Here is a 15,961-nt window from a genome sequence, read left to right on the forward strand (position 1 = left end):
CAAGTCCATGATCGACGGGATTCGGCGGCGAGGCGGGGTGTCCGGTGCCGGACAGCCGACAGGCCCTATCCAGGCGGAAAACGGGCGGGTCGACCCTCGGTCGTAGGCCCGCCATCGTCACAGTGACCCTCTTCGAGCCCTACCCACGGTGTACGGTGGCGCCGTCCGGCAGTGCCGAGCGCGGCGGGGCGAGAGTTGACCGTCGCGCGGTGGCGGTTTGCCGCCCGCGAAACCCGAAACGCGGGCGGCGCGTTACGTTGGACATCCGGACCGCCGGTGCGACGGCGGGGTCGAAGGCGGTCGCTGTCCGGGCGCTGGCAGGCCACGAGCAGGAGTGAGGTCGGGGAGAGACGTGCCGAGCAAAGCTGGAACCACCCGTCTGGTCATCGTCGAGTCACCGGCGAAGGCCAAGACGATCTCGGGCTACCTCGGCCCGGGGTACGTCGTGGAGGCCAGCTTCGGTCACGTCCGCGACCTGCCGCGCAACGCCGCCGATGTGCCGGCCAAATACAAGAAGGAGCCCTGGGCCCGGCTCGGGGTGGACGTGGACAACGGCTTCCAGGCGCTCTACGTCGTCTCCGCCGACCGCAAGCAGCAGATCAGCAAGCTGGTGAAGCTGGCCAAGGAGGTCGACGAGATCTTCCTGGCGACGGATGAGGACCGCGAGGGCGAAGCCATCGCCTGGCACCTGGTCGAGACGCTCAAGCCCAAGGTCCCGGTCAAGCGGATGGTCTTCCACGAGATCACCAAGCCGGCGATCCAGGCGGCGGTGGCCAACCCCCGGGAGATCGACCGCGATCTGGTCGACGCCCAGGAGGCGCGCCGGATCCTCGACCGGCTGTACGGCTACGAGGTCTCCCCGGTGCTGTGGAAGAAGGTCATGCCGAGGCTCTCGGCCGGCCGGGTGCAGTCCGTGGCGACCCGCATCGTGGTTGAGCGGGAACGGCAGCGGATGGCCTTCCGCACCGCCGAGTACTGGGACATCCTGGCCACCCTCGCCGTGTCCAACGCCGGCGAGGGCCCGCGCGCGTTCAACGCCACCCTGATCGCCCTGAACGGCGACCGGATCGCCACCGGCAAGGACTTCGAGCCCACCACCGGCCGGGTGAAGCCCGGTGCCGGGGTCGTCCACCTGGACGAGAGTGGCGCCCGGGGTCTCGCGGCCCGCCTCGACGGGCGGCCGTTCACCGTCACCCGGGTCGAGGAGAAGCCCTACCGTCGCCGCCCCTACGCGCCGTTCATCACCTCAACCCTCCAGCAGGAGGCGGCCCGCAAGCTGCGCCTGTCCTCGCAGCAGACGATGCGCACCGCGCAGCGGCTCTACGAGAACGGCTACATCACCTATATGCGTACCGACTCGGTCAACCTGTCGGAGACCGCCATCTCGGCGGCTCGTCGGCAGATCGTCGAGCTGTACGGCGAGCGCAGCGTGCCGCCGGAGCCGCGTCGCTACACCGGCAAGGTGAAGAACGCGCAGGAGGCGCACGAGGCGATCCGCCCGGCGGGGGACAACTTCCGCACCCCGGGCGAGGTGGCCAAGGAGCTGTCCGCCGAGGAGTTCAAGCTCTACGAGCTGATCTGGCGGCGCACCATCGCCTCGCAGATGACCGACGCGGTCGGCTCCAGCGTGTCGGTGCGCATCCGGGCGGTGTCCACCTCGCAGGAGGAGGCCGACTTCGGCGCGACCGGCAAGACCATCACCGACCCGGGCTTCCTGCGGGCGTACGTGGAGTCCAGCGACGACGAGAACGCCGAGGCCGAGGACGCCGAGCGCCGGCTGCCCACCCTGGTCAAGGACCAGCCGCTGACCGCCGACGAGCTGGCCGCGCAGGGCCACCACACCCAGCCGCCGTCGCGCTACACCGAGGCGTCGCTGGTGAAGGCCCTGGAAGAGTTGGGCATCGGCCGCCCGTCCACCTACGCGTCGATCATGCAGACGATCCAGGACCGGGGGTACGTCACCAAGCGCGGGCAGGCGATGATCCCGACCTTCCTGGCGTTCGCGGTGATCGGGCTGCTGGAGCGGCACTACCCGCGCCTGATCGACTACGACTTCACCGCCACGATGGAAAACGAGCTGGACGAGATCGCCGGCGGTGACCACGCCGCTGTCGACTTCCTCACCGCGTTCTACTTCGGCAGCTCCAACGGTGCCGGTGACCAGGACATCGCCCGTTCCGGTGGGCTGAAGAAGCTGGTCACCGAAAACCTGAGCGACATCGACGCCCGCAGCGTCAACTCCATCCCGCTCTTCACCGACGACGAGGGCCGCGAGGTCGTCGTCCGGGTCGGCCGGTACGGGCCGTACCTGCAACGGGAGTTGCCCGGCGGCGAGCAGCCGGCACCGGCAGCCCCGGCTGAGGGCGAGGAGAGCGGCACCCAGGGCGGTGACCGTGCGCCGATCCCCGAGGGCCTGGCCCCGGACGAGCTGACCCCGGAGAAGGTGCACGAGCTGTTCCTCGGCGGCAGCGGCGAGCGCAAGCTCGGCGACGACCCCGGCACCGGCGAGCCGATCGTGCTCAAGTCCGGCCGGTTCGGCCCGTACGTGTCCAGCGGTGAGCGCAAGTCGTCGCTGCTGCGGACGCAGACCCCGGACTCGCTCACCCTGGAAGAGGCGCTCAAGCTGCTCAGCCTGCCCCGGCTGATCGGTGTCGCACCGGACGGCGTCGAGGTCTTCGCCAACAACGGCCGCTACGGCCCGTACGTGAAGCGGGGCGAGGAGTTCCGCTCGCTGGAGTCCGAAGACCAGATGTTCACGGTGGGCCTGGACGAGGCGCTGGCGCTGCTGGCCGCCCCGAAGGCCCGTGGACGGCGGGCAGCGGCGCCGCCCCTGCGGGAGATGGGCGTCGACCCGGCGACCGAGAAGCCAATGGTGATCAAGGACGGTCGGTTCGGCCCGTACGTCACCGACGGGGAGTTCAACGCGTCGCTGCGGCGCGGGCAGACTCCGGAGGCGCTGACCATCGAGGAAGCGTCGGAGATGCTGGCCGAGAAGCGTGCCAAGGGTCCGGCGCCGCGGAAGAAGGCGGCGGCGAAGAAGGCTCCCGCCAAGAAGGCCACGGCCACGAAGAAGGCCACGGCCACCAAGAAGACGGCTGCCGCCAGCAAGTCCACGGCCGCGAAGAAGACCACGACGGCCAAGGCCACCACCGCGGCGAAGAAGGCCCCGGCGAAGAAGGCCGCCCCGCGCAAGGCCGCGTCCAGCACGGAGTAGCCCCGCACGACAGGAGATCTTGGAAGGAAAGTGCCCCGGGAGGGGCGGTTTCCCTCCAAGATCTCGTCGTTGTCCACAGGGACTGCCGTTCGGGTCGGCCATCGGGAGACTTGACGGTCATGAGTCTCCGGAGGGCGTCGTCGCCGGCTGCCTGGGCTCGCCGGCTGCCGAGCGATGACGCGGACGAGCTGAGCTGGCTGCTCTTTCATCAGAAGGACGTGTTGAGCCTCGCCCAGGCGAGGCGGCACCTGTCGCCCAAGGCCATCCGGCACCGGCTGGCGACCGGCAGGTGGCGACAGGTCCATCGCGCCGTGCTGGTCGCGCACAACGGACCGGTCAACGCCGGCCAACTCCGCTGGGTGGCCGTCCTCGCCGCGGGACCACAGGCGATCCTCGGGGGTCTGACCGCTGCACAGGCCGGAGGAGTACGAGGGTTCCCCGGCCGCCCGATCCACATCCTGCTCCCCGCCTCCTGCCGGCGTGGGTCGCTGCCCGCCGGTGTGGTGGCGCACCGGACCACGACACTGACGGACCAGGATGTGCTGGCGGTTGGCCAACCTCGACGGACCATGCCGGCTCGCTCAATCGTCGACGCCGCGCAGTGGGCGGGCGATGACCAGCAGGCACGCGATTGTCGCCGCCGCATTCCAACAACGACTCGTGGCCGCCGACGACCTGCACCTGGTCGTCGAACGACTGCCCCGGGTCCGCCGCGCCAGCTGATCCTGGCCACGGCAGCGGACGCGGCGGGTGGGTCACACTCGTTGCCGGAGTTGGACTTCCTGAGCCTGATCCGTCGTGCGGGGCTACCCGAACCGACGCGCCAGAAGATCCGCTATGACGAGACCGGGCGACGCCGTGACCTGGACGCCTACTTCGAGCAGTGGCGGGTGCACATCGAGGTCGACGGCGGCCAACACCTCGATCCGCGCGCCTGGTGGGCGGACATGCGCCGGCAGAACGATCTGTGGATCGAAGGCGACCGCGTGCTGCGCTTCCCGGCCTGGGCAATCCGATCCAAACCGGACGAGGTCGTCACCCAACTCCGTGCCGCCCTGGGCGCCGCAGGCTGGCCGGGCTGACATTCACAGATCTTGGAAGCAAACCGCCCCTCCCCGGGCACTTTCCTTCCAAGATCTCCGGGCGGGGCCGGCGGGGCCGGCGGGGCCGGCGGGGCCGGCGGGGCCGGCGGGGCCGGCGGGGCCGGCGGGGGCCGTCAGGCGCCGAGGACGTGGGTCAGGTGGGGGCTGGTGAAGACGCGGTCGGGGTCGAGGCGGTCGCGGACGGCCTGGAAGTCGGCGAAGCGGGGGTACGCCGTGGCCAGCGAGGCGGCGTCGCGGTAGTGCAGCTTGCCCCAGTGCGGGCGGCCACCCAGCCCGGCGGTGACCTTCTCGAAGGCCCGGAAGTACGGCTCGTACGGCATGCCGACGTACTGGTGCACGGCGATGTAGGCGTTGTCCCGCCCGTAGCCGTGCGAGAGCCAGATGTCGTCGGCGGCGGTGAATCGCACCTCCACCGGAAAGAGCACCTTGAACGGCAGCCCGTCCACGATCCGCTGGAGCGCGGCGAGCGCCTCGGGTAGCGCCTCGCGGGGCAGGCCGTACTCCATCTCCACGAAGCGGACCCGGCGCGGGGTGCAGAAGACCCGGTCGGAGCGGCCGGTGTACCGCCGTTCGGTGAGGGCGCGGGCGGAGACCGCGCTGATGCCCGGGGCCAGCGCGGGCACGGCCCGGCCGAGTCGGCAGGCGCCGGCGAAGACCCGGTTGGCCAGGAAGTCGTCGTCCAGCCAGCCGCGCCAGCGGGGCAGTGGTCGGTCGTTGGCCGGCACCCGGTCGTTGGTCTTAACCTGCACCCGCGAGGTGTAGGGGAACCAGTAGAACTCGACGTGGTCGTGCGAGCCGATCAACGTGGGCAGGTCGCCGAGGACGTCGGCCAGTTCGGCGGGACGTTCGTGGGCGTGCAGCACGAAGGCGTCCACGCAGCGCAGGGTCACCTCGACCAGGACGCCGAGCGCGCCGAGTGACACCCGGGCGGCGGCGAACACGTCGGGATGCTCGTCGGCGGTGCAGCGCAGCACCTCACCGGTGCCGGTGACCAGGGTGATCGCCTCGACGAAGGTGGACAGGCACCCGTAGCCGGCTCCGGTGCCGTGGGTGCCCGTGGAGATCGCCCCGGCCACCGTCTGCGCGTCGATGTCGCCGAGGTTGGGCAGTGCGAGGCCGTGCCGGGCGAGCAGGCCGTTGAGTGCGTGCAGGGTCATTCCCGCCGGTACGGTGACCAGTCGGTGCGCGACGTCGACGCTGACGATCGTGTCCAGCTCGGACAGTTCCATCCGGCGGTCGTCGGCGAGCGCGACGGCGGTGAACGAGTGGCCGCTGCCGGTCACGCGGATCCGGGCACCGTCGGCCGCAGCCGATCGGACGGCTTCGGCGACAGCTGTCGGCGAGCCGGGGCGCAGGATCGCGGTGGCGCTGCCACGCTGGTTGCCGGCCCAGTTGGACCATTCAGCGGCGAGCGGTGCGGTGACGACCATGCGCACTCCTCATTCATGAATATGAAGTGACTTCATATCAGGAACGTTGTGCCTGGTAAATACCGCAATTGCGATCCGCTCGTTGTACCGGTAGTCACGGACTCGTGACGTGGAGATATGTTCATCCGTCGAAGGGGGGTGGCGCCGAGTGTCCACACCAGCCGCCACGACCGGGCCGCTGCGCCGCGTTCCGGTGCAGGGTCGAAGTGTCGCGCGGGTCCAGCGCATGTTGGATGCCTGCGCCGAGCTCGTCGACGAGGTGGGGTACGAGGGGCTGACCACGACCCTGCTCGCCGAGCGTGCCGAAGTGGCTATCGGGTCGGTCTACCAGTTCTTCCCGGACAAACGGGCGATCGTGCAGGCGCTGACCCTGCGGACGATGGAGTCCTATCTCCAACGCCTCGACGAGCGGTTCGCCTCCGACAAGATGACCCACTGGTGGGATGGCGTCGACGCGGGGATCGACGAGTACATCACGATGCACCGCACCGTCCCCGGCTTCCGTACCCTGCACTTCGGCGACGTGGTCGACCTGCACCTGCTCGACGAGCAGCGGGACAACAACGGCGTGATCGCCGACCAGTTGGCGCAGGTGCTCACCGAGCGGTTCGGGCTCACCGACGTACCGAAGCTCCGTTTCGTCCTGGAGATCGCGGTCGAGGCGGCGGACGCGCTGATCAAGCTCGCGTTCCGACGCAAGTCCGACGGCGACGAGCGGGTGCTGCTGGAGGCGAAGGCGCTGATCCGGGAATACCTGCACCGCCAGGTCGACGGCCCGGACAGCGACCGGTCCACCGTTGGGCAGACCGAGGTGGCCCAACCGGCGTGAGCCGGCGCGGGCCTCAGAGGAAGGCCTGCCCCTCACCCCGGTAGGTGGGGATGGTCGCCGCGACCACGTCCCCCTCGACCAGGTGCAGCTCGTTGACCCGTTCGCACAGCTCACCAGCCTTGGCGTGCCGGAACCACACCCGGTCGCCCACCCGCAGGGTGGCCGCCGCCGCGCCGGACAGCGGAGTCTGCACCTCACCGGCACCCTCGGTGCCGACCAGCTTGAGCCCGGCCGGCAGCCACGGCCGGGGCAGTCGGCTGTCGGCCGCCGGGCCGGAGGCGATCCAACCGCCGCCGAGCACGGTGGCCAGCTCCGGCGTCGGCCGGCGGACCACCGCACAGGCGAAGAAGGCCGCCGGGGTGGGTCGCCAGGCGCGGTACGCGTCGAACAGCGTCGGCCCGTACAGGCCCGATCCCGCGGTGACCTCGGTGACCGCGGGATCGGCGCTGGTCGCGGCCACGCTGCCGGTGCCGCCGCCGTTGACGAATTCCAGGTCGGCGTGCTCGCGTACCGCGGCCACCGCCGCGCCCCGGCGGGCCAGCAACTCGCGGTACGACCCGCGCTGGGCCAGCCTGATCGCGCCGGCCAGCAGCGTCTTCCCCGGCGGCGCGTCGCCCAGGCCGGCGATCTGCGCCTCGTACGACATCAGCCCGACCAGCCGGAAGCCGGCCCGGTCGGCGACGGTGGCGGCGAGCGCGCCGGCCGCCCGGGCGCTGTGCACGGGCGAGCGGCGGACGCCGACGTGCACCCCGCGCAGCGGTCGCCAGGAGGCGTCCAGGTCCAGGCAGAGCCGCAGCTCGGCGCGTTGCCCCGGGGCGCGGACGTCGTCGATGAGGTCGAGCTGCCCGGTGCCGTCGATCATCAGGGTGATCGCGGCGGCGAGCGTCGGGTCGGCGGCCAGCTCGGCGAGTGCGGCCCGGTCCACGCTCGGGTACGCGACTAGCACGTCGTCGCTCACTCCGGCCCGGACCAGCCAGATCGCCTCGGGCAGGGTGAACGCCATCACGCCCTGCCAACCCGGTCGGGCGAGGGCTCGGCTGATCAACTCGCGGGCACGGACCGACTTGCTCGCCAGTCGGACCGGTTTGCCGGCGGCGCGATCGGCCAGGGCGACCGAATTGGCGTCGAAGGCGGTGATGTCGACCACGGCGTAGGGCGGGTCGAGGTGGGCGGTCGCCCGATCCAGGCGCTCGCGAAGTTTGTCGCTTTCGATGGCCACGTGTGCACGCTAACTGTCCGGCGGTAAATGCGAAATACCCTCGCGTACGTCCGGGCTGCGGCCGGTGCCTCCGGCGGCCTAGGCTCAGCGAGCAGGAGAATGTCATCGGTGGGGCCGCCCCCCACCCGGTCTAGAGTGTTCCACCGGAGGCGCCCAGCGATGGGCCGGCACGTGGAGGTACGGCCATCGAAAGCCAGAACGGCGGCGAGTCGCACGGCGTGTCGCGCTCGGGAGAGCAGTCGGAGAACGCCGCCAACCAGTCCAGCTCCGGCCAGGTGGATCCGTCCGGCTACGCCGCGATCCGCTCGGTCCTGCGGATCAGGCCGTTCCGGCGGCTCTGGATCGTGCTCGGCGCCGCCTCCTTCGGCGACTGGCTCGGCCTGCTGGCCACCGCCCTCTTCGCCGCCTCTCAGGTGCAGGGCAGCACCGCCCAGGGCGCCGCGTTCGGTGGGGTCACCGCGATCCGGCTGCTGCCCGCGCTGGTGCTCGGCCCGGTGGCCGGCGTCTTCGCCGACCGGTTCGACCGGCGCTGGACGATGGTCATCTGTGACCTGCTGCGCTTCGTGCTCTTCGCCTCCATCCCGCTCTACGCCCTCTCCGGCGCCGCGGGCGGTCTGGTGGTCGGCTGGGCGCTGATCGCCACCTTCCTGATCGAGTCGCTCACCCTGCTCTGGATCCCGGCCAAGGAGGCCGCGGTCCCCAACCTGATCCCGCGCGCCCGGCTGGAGGCGGCCAACCAGCTCACGCTGATCACCACGTACGGCCTCACCCCGATCGCCGCCGCCGTCGGCCTGGCCGTGCTCGACAAGGGCGTCCGTGGAGCCGTCGGCGGCGACCTGCCGAACTGGGCCGAGCCCGCTCAGCTCGCGCTCTGGATCAACTCCCTGTCCCGGCTCGCCACCGCACTTGTGGTGGCGTTCGGGATCAAGGAGATCAGCGAGGCGCAACGCGGCGAGGTCGAACGTGCCGAGCAGAGCATGTTCCGGCAGTTTGCCGAGGGCTGGAAGTACATCGGCAAGACCCCGCTGGTGCGTGGTCTGGTGCTGGGCATCTTCGGCGCGTTCGCCGGTGGCGGCATCGTGGTCGGCACGGCCAAGTTCTTCGCCAACTCGCTCGGCGCTGGCGACGCCGCGTTCTCGCTGCTCTTCGGTGCCATGTTCGCCGGTCTGGCCCTCGGCATCGGGCTCGGTCCGATGGTCGTCAAGGACATGTCCCGGCGGCGGTGGTTCGGGATGAGCATCGTGCTGGCCAGCGCCGCGGTGATGACCCTCGCCTTCGCCATCCACCTGTCCATGGCGATCGTCGGCGCGGTCCTGGTCGGCGCGGGCGCCGGCATGGCGTTCCTGGCCGGCACCACGCTGCTGGGCGGCGAGGTGGCCGACGAGGTACGCGGCCGGGTGTTCGCGGTGGTGCAGATCGGCACCCGGTTGGTGCTGATCCTGGCCATCGGGCTGAGCAGCGTGTTGGTCGGCGTCGGCGGCTCCCGCGAGCTGACAATCGCCGACCTGGGCATCTCCATCTCGTCGACCCGGTTGCTGCTGCTCGCCGCCGGTGCCGCCGGCATCTTCGCCGGCATCAGCGCCTTCGGCCAGATGGACGACAAGAAGGGCGTGCCGGTCCTCGCCGACCTCTGGGGATCCATCCGGGGTCGTCCGCTGATGCCGGCCGAGCCGTTCGTCTCCGCCGGGCTCTTCGTGGTCTTCGAGGGCGGCGAGGGCGCGGGCAAGTCCACCCAGCTCACCGCGCTCGCCGAGCGGCTGCGCGGCCACGGACGTGAGGTCGTGGTCACCCGTGAGCCGGGGGCGACAGGTGTCGGTCGACGGATCCGGTCGCTCGTGCTGGACACCTCCGGCGACGACGCGCCGTCACCGCGCGCCGAGGCGCTGCTCTACGCCGCCGACCGGGCACACCACGTGGCCACCGTCGTCCGGCCCGCGCTGGTCCGCGGCGGCGTGGTGATCAGCGACAGGTACGTCGACTCGTCGCTGGCGTACCAGGGCGCCGGCCGGACACTCCCGGTCGACGAGGTGTCCTGGCTCTCCTCCTGGGCCACCGGCGGGCTCAAGCCCGACCTGGTGGTGCTGCTGGACGTCGAGCCGAAGACCGGTCTGTCCCGGGTGGTCTCCCGCAACACCGGCACCGACCGGCTGGAGGCCGAGTCGGTCGCCTTCCACGAGCGGGTCCGGTACGCCTTCCTCGACCTCGCCGCCGCCGACCCGAAGCGCTACCTGGTGCTCGACGCGTCCCGGTCGGTCGAGGAGATCAACCGGCAGGTGGTCCGCCGGGTCGAGGAGATGCTCGGCAAGCCGGGCGGCGTCGTGCACCCCCGGCCGGCGCAGGGCCCGGACACGTCGGTGCAGCCCGAGTTATCCGACGCGGAGTTGGTGACGATGGAGCACAAGACCTGATGCCGGACGTCTTCGCCGACCTGGTCGGTCAGGACGAGGCGGTCGTCGACCTGCGCCGGGCCGCCGCCGCCGCGGCTGCCGTTCTGCGCGCCGGCGCGGCCGACCGGGCACCCGCGCTGCTCACCGCCGGTGCCGCCGAGACGACCGGTGCCGCCGGCCCGGCCGGCGCTGCCGCCCCAGGCGGGATGGACCCGTCCGCCGGGATGACGCACGCCTGGATCTTCACCGGCCCGCCCGGCTCCGGTCGCTCGGTCGCCGCGCGGGCGTTCGCCGCCGCACTCCAGTGCGTGCACGGCACCGGCTGTGGCGAGTGCCCCGGCTGCCACACGACGATGGGCGGCACCCACGCCGACGTCCGGCTCGTGGTGCCGGAAGGGCTGTCCATCAGCGTCAACGAGATGCGGGCTCTGGTGCTCCGGGCGGCCAGCACCCCGTCCGGCGGGCGCTGGCAGGTGGTGGTCATCGAGGATGCCGACCGGCTCACCGAGGCCGCCGGCAACGCGCTGCTCAAGGCGATCGAGGAGCCTCCGCCGCGGACGGTCTTCCTGCTCTGCGCCCCGTCCACCCACCCGGACGACATCTCCGTGACCATCCGGTCCCGCTGTCGGGTCGTACCCCTGCGGCAGCCGCCGGCCGACGCGGTGGCCGAGGTGCTGGTCCGCCGGGACGGGATCGCGCCCGACGTGGCGCGGTGGGCGGCGGCGGCCGCGCAGGGGCACGTGGGTCGGGCCCGCAGGCTGGCCCGCGACCCGGAGGCCCGCAAGCGGCGCGAGGCGGTGCTCGCGGTGCCGCGCCGGTTGACAGGCGTCGGCGCGGCGTTCGACGCGGCGTCGGCGCTGATCGAGGCGGCCGAAGCGGAAGCCGGGGCGTCGGTCACCGAGGCCGACGCGACCGAGCGGGCGGCGCTGGAGACCGCGCTCGGCGCGGGCGGCACCGGTCGGGGTGCGGCCGGCGCGATCCGCGGCGCGGCCGGGCAGCTCAAGGAGCTGGAGAAACGGCAGAAGTCTCGCGCCACCCGCGCCCAGCGGGACGCACTGGACCGGGCGCTCGTCGACCTGGCCGGCTTCTACCGGGACGCGCTCACCATGGCGTTGCGCGCTCCCGTCGCCCCGGTGCACACCGACACCGCCGCACTGGCCGGCGCCGGCGCGCAGAAGTGGGACGCCGAGGGGTCGCTGCGCCGGCTGGAGGCCGTGCTCGCCTGCCGGGCGGCGATCGAGACGAACGTCAAGCCGCGGATCGCGGTCGAGGCGATGATGCTCGCCCTCTGGAAGGGCTGAACCGCAGCTTCCGGCGTTGTCCACAGGCATCGACAGGCCCGATTGTGGTGCGGTACGGTCCGGTGTGCCGAGGTGACGGCGGCGGCACGCTCAGTGATGGCTCATCCGGGAGGAGTCGGCCGATGCCACGGGGGGAGATCGACGAAGCCTGGATCGAGGAGGCGGTGCGGCGATACCGCCGGATCGAGCAGCTTCAGGCGGAGTTCGACCAGGCGGTGTCCACCGTCGAGGTGACCGTCCGGTCGCCTGACGGTCTGGTCGAGGTCGTCGTCACCGCCGGAGGGCGGATCACCCACGTCCGGTTCCTCGGCCCACTGCACACCCGCAACCCACGGGACGTCGCCGGCTCCGTGCAGGCGGCGGTCACCGCGGCCGCCGACGCCGCCGAGTGGGCGCGGGAGAAGCTGCACAACGAGACCTTCGCCGCCTACCGACCTCTCGCGGGGGCCTGAGATGGACACACTGGGCGCGCTCTCCGCCCGACTGGACGAGGCGAGCGCCACGCTCACCACGATCGCGCACACCGTCACCGCCAGCGACCCGGCTCAGGCCGCGTTCGGTGCCGACGCTCCGGGCCGCCCCGGCGAGATCGGTCGCGCGCTGCACCGGCAGTGGGTCACCGCCACCGACGACCGGGCCCGGGAGGCGCACACCGCCGCCGGTCGGCTGGCCGCCGCCGCCGCGGCGGTGCGGGAGGCCGCCGACCGCTACGCCGAGGTCGACCGGGCAGCCCGCCGCCGGCTCGCCGGGGAGCCCTGATGGACGCGCTGGACCGGCTCGCCGACCCCGGCCTCGACCTGCTGCGCCGGGTGGACCGGCTGATCGCCGCCGGCGTCCCGGAGGGGCACCGGGTCTGGCCGCTGCTGCGCCGGATGCAGGTGCTGCCCGGCGACGCGGTCCGCGGCTTCCTCGACCTGCACCCCGCGCCGCTCGCCGGCGCCGGGCACGCGGTGCGCCGGCTGGTCCGTGGGTACGACGACGTCTCCGCCGCGCTCACCGACTCGGTGCTCTGGTCCGGCCCGGCAGCCACCGCGTACGGGCAACAGCGGGCCGCGCTGCTGCGCCACCTCGACGAGGGGCCGGACAGCCTGGTCGGGCGGCTCGAATCCACAGCCGGTTACGCGGACGCGCTCGCCGACTGGGTGGAGGGCAGTCGTCTCGCGTTGGCCCGGACGTTGGCCGACGTGCTGCGCTCGGCCGAGGCGGTGGCCGTGGTCGCCGCCACCGCCCCGGGTCCGTCGACCCGCCCCGGGCCGGTCGGGCCGGGTGTGGCCGACGCGGCGGAGATCGCCGCGCGGGTGCTGGCGGTGCTCTGCGTCGCGTACGACGGTGCGGAGACACTGCTGCGTCAGTGGGCACCGAGCCTCGCCGAGACCGCGTGGCGTTCGCCGGTGGTCGGCCAGCCGCACTACGACCAGCCCACCCGCGTCGGCTGGTAGTCGCTCGCACGGGCCACGGCGTCGCTCGCGGGCGTCGGACCGGAGCCGGCGCCCACGGCGACGCCGTGGTCTTCCCCTGCACCCCCCGCAGGTCTGCCTTTCACTCAACGCCGCCGGGGGCGTGCTTGTCTGCTGTCCGGGTCCGGAATCAACCGTCCGGGCGAGGCGCAACGGCACGACGGGCCGCCCGGCAATCCGTCGAGTCGACGCTCATGGATGGCAGTTGGGGGATTGGCTGGTGCGTTCTTTGCGGTGATCCGTCGTAGGGTGGGGGGATGGGGATGCTCTGCGCGGTCAGCTTCAACAGGTACGGGCGCCTCTACTACCTCGATCCTGGCGAGTTGCGTCCGCAGGTGGGCGACAAGGTGCTGGTGCCCACCGACGACGGGCCCGAGGTGGCGGAGTGCGTGTGGGCTGCGCAGTGGGTCACCGAGGAGACCGACGGCTTTCCCCGGCTGGTGGGGGTCGCCGGCGACGACGACCTGCGCCGGGACGAGGAGTTACGGCGTCGTAAGGCCGAGGCGAAGGTGGCCGCGAAACGGCTGATCCGCTCGCACGGCCTGCCGATGAAGGTGGTGGCCGTCGACCACGTGCTCGGCTCCGCCGAGAGTGGCGGCGAGCGCAGCACCGTCTACTTCACCGCCCCGCACCGGGTGGACTTCCGTTCCCTGGTCCGTGATCTGGGCGCCACCCTGCACTGCCGGGTCGAGCTACGGCAGCTGTCCGCGCGCGACTCGGCGCGGGTGCAGGGCGGCATCGGCTCCTGCGGTCGCGACCTGTGCTGCGCGACGTTCCTCACCGACTTCGAGCCGGTGACCATCCGGATGGCCAAGGACCAGGACCTGCCCCTCAACCCGCTGCGCATCTCCGGCGCGTGTGGCCGGTTGATGTGCTGCCTCAAGTACGAGCACCCCCTGTACGCCAGGTTCCAGGAGACCGCCCCGGCGGTCGGCAGCCGGGTCTCCACGCCGGAGGGCGACGGCCGGGTCGTCGGCCACAGCGTCCCCCGGGACGCGGTGACGGTCCGTCTCGACGCGGACGGCTCCCGCTGCTCCTGCTCCCGCGCCTCCGTCTGCGCCCCCCGCCAAGCCCACGACCAGCACTACACCCCCTGACCCCCGCCCCCTGCGCGGTGATCAAGAGGTTTGCGTCAGGGATCGTTCCCCGGATGACGCAAACCTCTTGATCAACCTGTGGGTGGTCACTCTCAGGGCAGGACTATCGGGGGTTCGGCCAGGTGGGCGGTCAGGCGTGACTTCGGGGTCAGCCAGCTCGCCGTGGGGGACTGGTCCGGGTTCACCTGCCAGTCGCGGGAAACCCGGTCCACCGCGACCGGGTAGATGGTCAGCGTGCCGTCCGGATCGATGCGCAACCGCAGGAACGCCTTGGCGTCCTCGATGCCCTGCCCGGCGAACAGTTCGTTGACGTTCACCCCGCACGAGCCCGCCACCAGCAGGTACGCCGCCACCAACTGGCTGGCGACCAGGCCGATCACCGGTCCGTAGACCACGGTCGCGGCGACTGCCGGCAGCGGCCACGGCCATTCGTAGAACGGCAGCGCCAACCAGACCCAGGTGCCGCCGGCGGCCATCGCCACCTGAGCCACCCCGTGGCCGACGCCGAGAAGCCAGTGCCGGGCGTGCCGCTTACCGCTGGCGTTGGGCGGCTTCGCGAACAGCACCGCCGCCGCCACCGTCACGAGCACCATCAGCACCAGCGGGACGCTGAACAGTCGCTGATCGGTGCTGTCGGCCCAGTTCGCCGTCGCACCCGCCATGGCCAGCATCAGCAGGGTGTGCAGGATGCCGAGGAGGGTGGTGAAGCCAGGGTTACGGAACGGCAGCCGGGCGAAGATGCCCCAGCCGTAGCGACGGGAGCGGGCCGCGTCGGGATAGCGGGCCACCAGGTCGTACGGCTGTGTGCGGCTGGCCCGGCGGGCCAGCGTGTCGCGCGGCGGCACCTCGATGCGCTCCGGCAGCTTGTGGGTGGGGTACAGGTACGCCCCGCCGCCACCACAGGTGATCAACTGTCGGTCCGGGCTGGCGTAGCGGGCGTAGTGGTGCAGGTCGCCGGAGAGCAACAGCCGCACCCGCGCCCCGGTCGGGTCGATGATCGTCCGGACGAAGTAGTCGATCGAGTCGTACGCCGCGGGGCTGTCGGCGGCCTTGACCCAGGTCGGCGACGGCGCGGCCAGGATCACCTTCGACTCCGGGCCGAGTCGTCGGGCCACCTCGTCGAAGTAGGCCAACTGCGGGTCGTCCAGGTACGAGCCGGACTGGTCGTCCAGACCGAGCAGCCACCAGCCGGCCGGCAACTCCACGGCGAAGTACGACCGCGACTGCCCGGTACGCCAGCCGGCGAAGTTGCGGTCCCGGGAGCGGACGAACAGCCGCAGGAAGGCGGTCAGTCCGTCGTACCAGTCGTGGTTGCCCGGCACCGCGAACAGCGTGGGGCGTTCGGGCGGGGTCAGCGGCAGCGCGGCCTGGTAGGGGCCCTTGCACCGGTTCTCGTACTCCTCGTAGGCCGCCGACGGGTACACCTGGTCGCCGCCCATCACCAGGGTCTGCGCCCGGGGCAGCCGGTGTCCGTCCACGGTCAGCTCCGGCTGCGCCAGCAGGTACGCGACCGAGTACGTGGCGTGGAAGCCGTCACCGAGGTCGGCCACGTAGTCGAGCCAGAGCCCGCCGTCCGGTCCCGTCTGGCGGAAGATGTCGTCGCCGAAGGCGTTCTGCAACTCGCGCTTGTCGAGGTAGGCGCCGAAGAGGATCGCCAGCAGCGTCCGGATGCCGGTGCTGATCAGCAGGAACGGCGCCAGCCACGGCACCGGCTTGCGCGGGGTGAAGCCCAGCTCCAGCGGATCGGTGGAGCGTGGCCGAGGCCGGACACGCTCGCCGTCGGGGTGATCGTCGGCCGCCGGAGCCCGGTCGTCGCGTTCGTCGCTCACCCGCCGCAGCGTAGTACCGGATCCGGCAAGGCGCTGTCCGGTAACGGCTCAGTTGGCAGTCGTTGTCCGGTTGCCGATGCTGGAAGCGCGGGGGT

The 15,961-nt window shown here is 72.0% G+C and carries 12 protein-coding genes; 9 read left to right on the forward strand and 3 right to left on the reverse strand.

The window, feature by feature from the left end; all coding sequences use genetic code 11:
• The first annotated feature begins 352 nt into the window (after positions 1-352).
• Together topA and AB0A90_RS23690 are read left to right on the forward strand one after the other, a co-directional pair.
• Positions 353-3,214, forward strand: a complete 2,862-nt coding sequence (gene topA, locus AB0A90_RS23685; RefSeq protein ID WP_357251712.1) for a type I DNA topoisomerase — start codon at positions 353-355, stop codon at positions 3,212-3,214.
• Positions 3,215-3,333: 119 nt separating this feature from the next.
• Positions 3,334-4,296 carry a DUF559 domain-containing protein gene (locus AB0A90_RS23690; RefSeq protein ID WP_357251715.1) on the forward strand — a complete coding sequence of 321 codons (963 nt, stop codon included), beginning with the start codon at positions 3,334-3,336 and terminating at the stop codon, positions 4,294-4,296.
• A 134-nt stretch (positions 4,297-4,430) separates the two neighbouring features.
• Here the strand turns inward: AB0A90_RS23690 and AB0A90_RS23695 are convergent, their stop codons facing one another.
• Complete coding sequence (locus tag AB0A90_RS23695; protein WP_357251718.1) at positions 4,431-5,747, reverse strand: D-arabinono-1,4-lactone oxidase; 1,317 nt, start codon at positions 5,745-5,747, stop codon at positions 4,431-4,433.
• 226 nt (positions 5,748-5,973) lie between these two features.
• On the opposite strand from AB0A90_RS23695, the gene AB0A90_RS23700 reads away from it, so the two are divergent.
• Complete coding sequence (locus tag AB0A90_RS23700; protein WP_357252045.1) at positions 5,974-6,576, forward strand: TetR family transcriptional regulator; 603 nt, start codon at positions 5,974-5,976, stop codon at positions 6,574-6,576.
• Between the two features lie 13 nt (positions 6,577-6,589).
• Here the strand turns inward: AB0A90_RS23700 and AB0A90_RS23705 are convergent, their stop codons facing one another.
• Positions 6,590-7,795, reverse strand: a complete 1,206-nt coding sequence (locus tag AB0A90_RS23705) for an amino acid deaminase/aldolase (protein WP_357251721.1) — start codon at positions 7,793-7,795, stop codon at positions 6,590-6,592.
• A 317-nt stretch (positions 7,796-8,112) separates the two neighbouring features.
• On the opposite strand from AB0A90_RS23705, the gene tmk reads away from it, so the two are divergent.
• The 6 genes from tmk (at position 8,113) to ricT (ending at position 14,037) form a co-directional block, all read left to right on the forward strand.
• Positions 8,113-10,203, forward strand: a complete 2,091-nt coding sequence (gene tmk, locus AB0A90_RS23710) for a dTMP kinase (RefSeq protein ID WP_357252048.1) — start codon at positions 8,113-8,115, stop codon at positions 10,201-10,203.
• Entirely contained in the window at positions 10,203-11,483 is a 1,281-nt protein-coding gene (locus AB0A90_RS23715; RefSeq protein ID WP_357251723.1) for a DNA polymerase III subunit delta', read from the forward strand. Before tmk ends, AB0A90_RS23715 begins: the two co-directional genes overlap by 1 nt.
• A 122-nt stretch (positions 11,484-11,605) precedes the next feature.
• Positions 11,606-11,935 carry a YbaB/EbfC family nucleoid-associated protein gene (locus AB0A90_RS23720; protein ID WP_355027350.1) on the forward strand — a complete coding sequence of 110 codons (330 nt, stop codon included), beginning with the start codon at positions 11,606-11,608 and terminating at the stop codon, positions 11,933-11,935.
• A gap of 1 nt (position 11,936) precedes the next feature.
• The gene (locus AB0A90_RS23725) at positions 11,937-12,242 is read left to right on the forward strand and encodes a hypothetical protein (protein WP_357251728.1); all 306 of its coding nucleotides are present in this window, start codon (positions 11,937-11,939) and stop codon (positions 12,240-12,242) included.
• A complete protein-coding gene (locus tag AB0A90_RS23730) occupies positions 12,242-12,922 on the forward strand; it encodes a hypothetical protein (RefSeq protein ID WP_357251731.1) in 681 nt (226 codons plus the stop codon). The genes AB0A90_RS23725 and AB0A90_RS23730 overlap by 1 nt, the downstream gene beginning before the upstream one ends.
• A gap of 275 nt (positions 12,923-13,197) precedes the next feature.
• On the forward strand, positions 13,198-14,037 hold the full coding sequence (ricT, locus tag AB0A90_RS23735; protein WP_357251733.1) for a regulatory iron-sulfur-containing complex subunit RicT: 840 nt from the start codon (positions 13,198-13,200) through the stop codon (positions 14,035-14,037).
• A 92-nt stretch (positions 14,038-14,129) separates the two neighbouring features.
• Here ricT and AB0A90_RS23740 read toward each other — a convergent pair whose 3' ends face one another.
• Complete coding sequence (locus AB0A90_RS23740; protein WP_357251736.1) at positions 14,130-15,866, reverse strand: metallophosphoesterase; 1,737 nt, start codon at positions 15,864-15,866, stop codon at positions 14,130-14,132.
• Positions 15,867-15,961: the final 95 nt, after the last annotated feature.

The organism is Micromonospora sp. NPDC049204 (genome assembly GCF_040647935.1).
In the GTDB taxonomy this organism is placed as follows: Bacteria; Actinomycetota; Actinomycetes; order Mycobacteriales; family Micromonosporaceae; genus Micromonospora.